The sequence below is a fragment of the Streptomyces sp. SID9727 genome, assembly GCF_010550605.1.
Taxonomy (GTDB): domain Bacteria; phylum Actinomycetota; class Actinomycetes; order Streptomycetales; family Streptomycetaceae; genus Streptomyces.
The window spans coordinates 1-6936 of the sequence record NZ_JAAGNI010000078.1; the positions used below are offsets into that span (position 1 = coordinate 1).

Consider the following 6936-nt stretch of genomic DNA (forward strand, 5'->3'; position numbering starts at 1 on the left):
CGCCGGGGCCGCGGCCGGGGTCGCCGTGGAGCGGCTGACCGTCGGCCGGGGCATGCGCAAGCGCGCACGCCTCGCCCTGGACGCGACCGGACCGTACGGCGCGCTGCGCGGGACGCCCGGCCGGGCCACCGCCGACGACGGCACCGAGCTGTACTACGAGGTGGACGAGGTCGACACCCCGGAGGACCCGGGCTCCTCGGGCTCCCGCCGGCGGCGGCTCTTCGGGCGCAAGGAGCCCGCACCCGTCACCGTCGTCTTCAGCCACGGCTACTGCCTCGGCCAGGACTCCTGGCACTTCCAGCGCGCCGCCCTGCGCGGCATCGTGCGCACCGTCCACTGGGACCAGCGCAGCCACGGCCGCTCCGAGCGCGGACGCGCCCAGGCCCGCGCCGGAGGCGGGGTGCCCGTCGGCATCGACCAGCTCGGCCGCGACCTCAAGGCCGTCATCGACGCCGCCGCGCCCGAGGGCCCGCTCGTCCTCGTCGGCCACTCCATGGGCGGCATGACGATCATGGCGCTCGCCGAGCAGTACCCGGAGCTGCTCCGCGACCGGGTCGCCGCCGTCGCCTTCGTCGGTACGTCGAGCGGCCGGCTGAACGAGGTCAGCTTCGGGCTGCCCGTGATGGGCGTCAACGCCGTGCGGCGCGTGCTCCCCGGCGTGCTCCGGGCGCTCGGCTCGCAGGCGGAGCTGGTGGAGCGCGGGCGCCGGGCGACCGCCGACCTGTTCGCCGGGCTGGTCAAGCGGTACTCCTTCGGCTCCCGGGACGTGGACCCGGCCGTCGCGCGGTTCGCGGAACGGCTCATCGAGTCCACCCCGATCGACGTGGTCGCCGAGTTCTACCCCGCCTTCGCGGAGCACGACAAGAGCGCGACCCTGCCCCTCTTCCGCGACCTCCCGGTCCTCATCCTGGCCGGGGACAAGGACCTGGTGACGCCCAGCTCGCACAGCGAGGCCATCGCGGACCTGCTGCCCGACGCGGAACTGGTCATCGTCCCGGACGCCGGGCACCTGGTGATGCTGGAGCACCCCGAGACGGTGACCGACCGGCTCGCGGACCTGCTGGTGCGCGCCGGAGCCGTACCGGAGTCCTCTAACGTTGGCGGGCATGGAACCGCAGAACAGCCCGGCGGCCACTGAGGCCACCGCGTACGGACACGTCCCCGGCGCCGTCAGCGTGCGCCTCGCCGTCGACTCCCCCGAACAGATGCGGGCCCTGGGCCGCCGGCTCGCCGCCGCGCTGCGCCCCGGGGACCTCGTGATGCTCACCGGCGAGCTGGGGGCCGGCAAGACGACCCTGACCCGGGGGCTCGGCGAGGGCCTGGGGGTGCGGGGCGCGGTGACGTCCCCCACGTTCGTGATCGCCCGCGTCCACCCGCCGCTGTCCGGCGGGCCCGCGCTGGTCCACGTCGACGCGTACCGGCTGGGCGGCGGTCTCGACGAGATGGAGGACCTGGACCTCGACGTGTCGCTCCCGGAGTCCGTGGTGGTCGTGGAGTGGGGCGACGGCAAGGTCGAGGAGCTGTCGGACGACCGGCTCCAGGTGTTCATCGACCGCGCGGTCGGGGACACGGACGACGAGCGCCGCACGGTGACCCTGGTGGGCGTGGGGGCGCGCTGGGCGGGGCTGCGGAACGATTCCTGGGCGCCCTGGGGCTGACCGCCGCTGTTTCCGACGCGGTGTCGGCAAAATGTTGCGCGGGACGGGGCGGGCGTGGTGACATGGAGGACGAGAGCGGGTTAGGTCTACCTAACCACGCCTTCCACCGGAGCCGGAGCCCCAGGAGGCGCCATGCCGACATCCGACCGCGAACCGGAACCGCCAAGCACGGCGGTCCCCATGAGCACGCTGCTGGCCGCGACGGCAGCGGCGAACGCGGTATCGACCCCGCCCTCGCCGCGCAACGCCACCCGCCCGGCGACCCCGGCGCGCCCCACCACCCCCGCGCACGCGGCCAACTCCGCCCGCACGGCAAAATCCGGACGGGCGGCACAATCAAGCCCGTCCGGCGATCGAGGACATCTCTGACGCGGGCCGACGTAGGCCCGCAGAACCCCAGACGCGGGCCGACGCAGGCCCGCAGAACCCCAGCCCGTCCGGCGACTGAGGACCACGGCCGCCCCGGCTAGGGGACGACCACCACCGCCGCCCCCACCGTGGCGAACCGCCACACCGCGTCCCCGTCGGCCCGGGACATCCGCACGCCCCCCGCCTTCACCGCGGGATCCGGCTCCTCCATCGACCCGTCCTGCGCGGCGCTGAAGCCGATCGTCACGTCGTCCACCGTGGCGAACCGCACCACGTGCTCGATCGGCACGCCGTCGGAGCCCTTCACGCTGCCCGAGCGCGACGTCACGCGATACGTGCCCGGCACCGCGTGCACCGCGCTCGGCATCACCTTGAACGTCCGCGACGCCTTCCCCTTCGCGTCCACCAGCCACACCCGGCGGTCGTGCAGCGCGTAGACGACCCGCGCCCCGGTGCCGGAGCCGGCGGGGACGGCGAGCGGGTCCTTCTTCGGCTTGGCCTTGCCCTGCCCTCCGGCCGGGGCGGACGCCGAGGCACTGACCGACGGCTTCGGCTTCGCGGCCAGGTCGTCCGGCACATTCGCGGACGCCTGGTAGGCCAGGAAGCCGACCGCCGCGACGGCCGCCGCGGTGAGCGCGGCCACGATTCCCGAGCTGCCCCTTGCCACCGTGCGTGCCTCTTTCGCTGTGTCGTGTGCCGGAAGGCGCGAACCGTACGCCGTACGCGAGTCGTAAGTCCTACAAGCGTTTACACGTACTCCGCGTATACCCGGTGACGGTAGCAGCCGGGACCGGCCGGGCCGGGATGCCGTACGGGGCGCGGGGCGGGCCGCGCCGGAGCCGTAGGCTGTTTGCGTGCTCTTGCTCGCAATGGATACCGCCACCCCCGCCGTCACCGTCGCCCTGCACGACGGGACCCGCGTCGTCGCCGAGTCCGCGCAGGTCGACGCCCGCAGGCACGGGGAGCTGCTGCTGCCCGCCGTCGACCGGGTCCTCGCGGACGCCGGGGTGGAACTCGACGCCGTGACGGACGTCGTCGTCGGGGTCGGACCCGGCCCGTACACCGGACTGCGCGTCGGCCTGGTGACGGCCGCCACCTTCGGCTCGGTGCTCTCCGTGCCCGTGCACGGCCTGTGCACCCTGGACGGTCTCGCGTACGCCGCCGGGCGCTCCGGACTCGACGGTCCGTTCGCCGTAGCCACGGACGCCCGCCGCAAGGAGGTCTACTGGGCGCGGTACGAGGACGCCCGCACCCGGACCGCCGGACCCTCCGTCGACCGGCCCGCCGACATCGCGGACCGGCTCGCGGGCCTGCCGGTCGTCGGGGCGGGCGCGGTGCTCTATCCCGAGGCGTTCCCGGACGCGCGCGGCCCCGAACACCTGGCGGCCGGCGCCCTCGCGGGCCTCGCCGCCGAACGCCTCGCGGCCGGCGCGGAGCTGCTGCCGCCGCAGCCGCTCTACCTGCGCAGGCCCGACGCGCAGGTCCCGAAGAACTACAAGGTGGTCACCCCGAAGTGACCGTCACGACCGCGGTGCTGCGCGAGATGCGCTGGTGGGACATCGACCCCGTGCTCGCCCTCGAACACGAGCTGTTCCCGGAGGACGCCTGGTCGGCGGGCATGTTCTGGTCCGAGCTGGCGTACGCGCGCGGCCCGGCGGCCACCCGCCGCTACGTCGTCGCCGAGGAGCCCGGCACCGGCCGGATCGTCGGGTACGCGGGCCTCGCCGCCGCCGGTGACCTCGCCGACGTCCAGACGATCGCCGTCGCCCGCGACCACTGGGGCGGCGGGCTCGGCTCCGAGCTGCTGACCGACCTGCTCCGGCACGCCACGGCCTTCGAGTGCGCCGAGGTGCTCCTGGAGGTCCGCGTCGACAACACGCGCGCCCAGAAGCTCTACGAGCGCTTCGGCTTCGAACCGATCGGCTTCCGCCGCGGCTACTACCAGCCGGGCAACGTCGACGCGCTCGTCATGCGCCACCACGTACACGAAGAAGCAGAAGAAAACGGGACCCACTGATGGCTGACGAACCCCTCGTACTCGGCATCGAGACCTCCTGCGACGAAACCGGGGTCGGCATCGTCCGGGGGACCACGCTCCTCGCGGACGCCGTCGCGTCCAGCGTCGACACGCACGCCCGCTTCGGCGGCGTCGTCCCCGAGATCGCCTCCCGCGCCCACCTGGAGGCGATGGTCCCCACCATCGAGCGCGCCCTGAAGGAGGCCGGGGTCAGCGGCCGCGACCTCGACGGCATCGCCGTCACCGCCGGGCCCGGCCTCGCGGGCGCCCTGCTCGTCGGCGTCTCCGCCGCCAAGGCGTACGCGTACGCGCTGGACAAGCCGCTGTACGGGGTCAACCACCTGGCCTCCCACATCTGCGTCGACCAGCTGGAGCACGGCCCGCTGCCCGAGCCCACCATGGCGCTCCTGGTCAGCGGCGGGCACTCCTCGCTGCTGCTCGCACCGGACATCACCAACGACGTACGGCCGCTCGGCGCGACCATCGACGACGCGGCCGGCGAGGCGTTCGACAAGATCGCCCGGGTCCTGGACCTCGGCTTCCCCGGCGGCCCGGTCATCGACCGGCTCGCCAAGGAGGGCGACCCGGCGGCCATCGCCTTCCCGCGCGGCCTCACCGGCTCGCGCGACCCCGCGTACGACTTCTCGTTCTCCGGCCTGAAGACCTCCGTCGCCCGCTGGATCGAGGCCAAGCGGGCGGCCGGCGAGGAGGTGCCGGTCCGGGACGTGGCCGCGTCCTTCCAGGAGGCCGTGGTGGACGTGCTCACCCGCAAGGCCGTCCGCGCCTGCAAGGACGAGGGCGTCGACCACCTGATGATCGGCGGCGGCGTCGCGGCCAACTCGCGGCTGCGCGCGCTCGCCGAGGAGCGGTGCGAGCGGGCCGGCATCCGGCTGCGCGTGCCCCGCCCCAAGCTGTGCACCGACAACGGGGCGATGGTCGCCGCGCTCGGCGCCGAGATGGTCGCCCGCAACCGGCCCGCCTCCGACCTGGAGCTGTCCGCGGACTCCTCGCTGCCGGTCACCGAGACCCACGTCCCGGGCGCCCACGCGCACGACCACGACCACGTGCACGAGATCAGCAAGGACAACCTCTACTCATGAGCGCCCCGGTCACCGCCCTGATGTGGGAGGCCCGCGCCGCCGAGGGCAGGGGCGGCGAACTGGCGGAGTGGGCCCGCGCCCGCGCCGCCGGGCTGCCCCGCCCCCCGCTCCGCAGCGAGCTGCTGCGCGCCCCGCAGGACCGGGTCCTCGTCATCACCTGGTGGCAGGGCGCGTACGCCGACGAGCTGCCGGAGCTGCCCGAGCCCGATCCGGACCTCGTCACCCGGCCGGTCCACCGCTGGCGCTTCGCATCGCTCGGAGCCGTCTAGGGCCTGTCGATGAGTTCCGGACGCTGCCGCGGTCTACCCTTCACGACACTTTGCCCCCGTTCGTGAGGAGAGGATCATGCAGAAGGTCACCACGTTCCTGTGGTTCGCGAAGGACCTGGTCGAGGAGGCGGCGAACTACTACGTCTCCGTCATCGGCGGCGACTCGCGCGTCCTGGAGACCACCCGCTGGACCGCCGCCGGCCCCGGCGAGGAGGGCAAGGCGATGACCGTACGGTTCCAGCTGGACGGCGCCGAGTACATCGCGTTCGACGGCGGGCCGGAGTTCACCTTCACCGAGGCCGTCTCGCTCTCCGTGGAGTGCGACTCGCAGGAGGAGGCGGACCGGCTGTGGAACGAGTTCACCTCCGGCGGCGGGCAGGAGAGCCAGTGCGGCTGGCTCAAGGACAAGTACGGCCTCTCCTGGCAGATCGTCCCGCCGGGCCTCGTCGACGCCCTGACCGACCCCGACCCCGAGAAGGCCGCCCGCGCGATGAAGGCCATGCTCGGCATGAAGCGCCTGGACGTCGAGGCCATCCGCAACGCCTGATCCCCGCCCGCTCATTGGGGTCATGGGTGCTCGATAAGGTCGGCCCCATGGCCCCTCGCTTCGTACTGCCGCCGCCCCCGCCGCCCGTGGAGATACGCGCCTGGCCCGACCGGGACGCGCTGCTCGCCGACCGGTCCTTCCTGCTCGGCGTGCTGGTGAAGGCGCACGTCGGACCCGGCCGGCTCGGGCTGCTGTGGCTGTGGGGGGCGGTCGGCGCGATCGGCTGGTCGTTCATCGGGACGGCGGTCATCACCTTCGAGGAGTCGTACGACGCCGTCAGCGCGATCGTCGGCGTGGTGATGCTCGCGATGGGCGCCGCCGCCCTCGTCCCGGCGGTGATCCTGGTCGTCGTCGGGCTGCGCCGGGACGTCGCGGTGCGCCGGCTGCTCACGCAGTGGGGCGCGCTGGACCGCGACCCCGCCCGCGACGCCGGACTGCGGCTGCCCGGCACGACGCTGGGGTGGCTGCTGCCCTCCTTCGTGCTCGGCGCGCTGGGGCTCTACCTCTGCGTCGTCGTGCCGGCGGGGGCGGTCCGGGGCGAGGACACGTACGGGCTGATGGCGCTGATGATGGGGCTCGGGCTGCTGGCCTGGCTCGTCGGGCTCATCGGCGTCTTCAAGGCGTTCTGGCACCGGCGCTGGATCGTGCGGACGCTGACCGGGGCGGCCGCGCGGCCCGCGCCGGTCGCGCGGGGCGGCGGCGTCCGCCGCTGAAGCCTTTCGGCCCGCCCCGGTGTGAGCCACCCGGGGGACCGTGCGCGCCCGGCGGCGGTGTCGGAGCCGATGCCCCGTCACGTACTGGCAGGATCCGGCGCCATGCAGCCAGTACGACAAAAGGACAAATTGGCCATGAATGGGCGTGAACAGGGCGCGGTGACGGGCGGGCGGCAGCGGGTACGGGACCGTCTGCGGCGCAGGCCGGGCTACGCGGTCCTCGCCGCCCTCCTGGTCGCCGCCGCCGCGTCCGGCTGCGCGGC

At 74.1% G+C, this 6936-nt stretch carries 9 protein-coding genes; 8 read left to right on the top strand and 1 reads right to left on the bottom strand.

Annotated elements, in window-relative coordinates:
• Both G3I41_RS05085 and tsaE read left to right on the top strand, forming a co-directional pair.
• Nucleotides 1-1138: alpha/beta hydrolase (locus tag G3I41_RS05085; RefSeq protein WP_164399112.1), on the top strand; the 1138-nt coding region annotated here is incomplete at its 5' end.
• Nucleotides 1107-1658: a tRNA (adenosine(37)-N6)-threonylcarbamoyltransferase complex ATPase subunit type 1 TsaE gene (gene tsaE, locus G3I41_RS05090; RefSeq protein ID WP_164399113.1), complete on the top strand. Its 552-nt coding sequence runs from the start codon at nt 1107-1109 to the stop codon at nt 1656-1658. The genes G3I41_RS05085 and tsaE, both read left to right, overlap by 32 nt.
• 466 nt (nt 1659-2124) lie before the next feature.
• On the opposite strand, the gene G3I41_RS05095 is transcribed toward tsaE, so the two are convergent.
• Nucleotides 2125-2670: a hypothetical protein gene (locus tag G3I41_RS05095; RefSeq protein WP_164399119.1), complete on the bottom strand. Its 546-nt coding sequence runs from the start codon at nt 2668-2670 to the stop codon at nt 2125-2127.
• 226 nt (nt 2671-2896) lie between these two features.
• On the opposite strand from G3I41_RS05095, the gene tsaB reads away from it, so the two are divergent.
• The 6 genes from tsaB (at nt 2897) to G3I41_RS05125 (ending at nt 6673) form a co-directional block, all read left to right on the top strand.
• A complete protein-coding gene (gene tsaB, locus G3I41_RS05100; RefSeq protein ID WP_164399120.1) occupies nt 2897-3544 on the top strand; it encodes a tRNA (adenosine(37)-N6)-threonylcarbamoyltransferase complex dimerization subunit type 1 TsaB in 648 nt (215 codons plus the stop codon).
• Nucleotides 3541-4044, top strand: coding sequence for a ribosomal protein S18-alanine N-acetyltransferase (gene rimI / locus G3I41_RS05105; RefSeq protein WP_164399114.1), 504 nt, complete (start codon nt 3541-3543; stop codon nt 4042-4044). Before tsaB ends, rimI begins: the two co-directional genes overlap by 4 nt.
• Nucleotides 4044-5144, top strand: coding sequence for a tRNA (adenosine(37)-N6)-threonylcarbamoyltransferase complex transferase subunit TsaD (gene tsaD, locus G3I41_RS05110; RefSeq protein WP_164399115.1), 1101 nt, complete (start codon nt 4044-4046; stop codon nt 5142-5144). The genes rimI and tsaD overlap by 1 nt, the downstream gene beginning before the upstream one ends.
• On the top strand, nt 5141-5413 hold the full coding sequence (locus G3I41_RS05115; protein WP_164399116.1) for a hypothetical protein: 273 nt from the start codon (nt 5141-5143) through the stop codon (nt 5411-5413). Before tsaD ends, G3I41_RS05115 begins: the two co-directional genes overlap by 4 nt.
• A gap of 76 nt (nt 5414-5489) precedes the next feature.
• On the top strand, nt 5490-5960 hold the full coding sequence (locus G3I41_RS05120; protein WP_164399117.1) for a VOC family protein: 471 nt from the start codon (nt 5490-5492) through the stop codon (nt 5958-5960).
• Nucleotides 5961-6007: 47 nt separating this feature from the next.
• Nucleotides 6008-6673 (top strand): hypothetical protein, encoded by a 666-nt coding sequence (locus G3I41_RS05125; RefSeq protein WP_164399118.1) that lies wholly within the window; start codon nt 6008-6010, stop codon nt 6671-6673.
• Nucleotides 6674-6936: the final 263 nt, after the last annotated feature.

What these genes read in the sequence shown, in the direction of transcription:
- G3I41_RS05115 (WP_164399116.1), top strand. Translation starts at nt 5,141, where the DNA reads ATGAGCGCCCCGGTCACCGCCCTGATGTGGGAGGCCCGCGCCGCCGAG.
- G3I41_RS05125 (WP_164399118.1), top strand. Translation starts at nt 6,008, where the DNA reads ATGGCCCCTCGCTTCGTACTGCCGCCGCCCCCGCCGCCCGTGGAGATA.
- tsaE (WP_164399113.1), top strand. Translation starts at nt 1,107, where the DNA reads ATGGAACCGCAGAACAGCCCGGCGGCCACTGAGGCCACCGCGTACGGA.
- tsaB (WP_164399120.1), top strand. Translation starts at nt 2,897, where the DNA reads ATGGATACCGCCACCCCCGCCGTCACCGTCGCCCTGCACGACGGGACC.
- tsaD (WP_164399115.1), top strand. Translation starts at nt 4,044, where the DNA reads ATGGCTGACGAACCCCTCGTACTCGGCATCGAGACCTCCTGCGACGAA.
- G3I41_RS05120 (WP_164399117.1), top strand. Translation starts at nt 5,490, where the DNA reads ATGCAGAAGGTCACCACGTTCCTGTGGTTCGCGAAGGACCTGGTCGAG.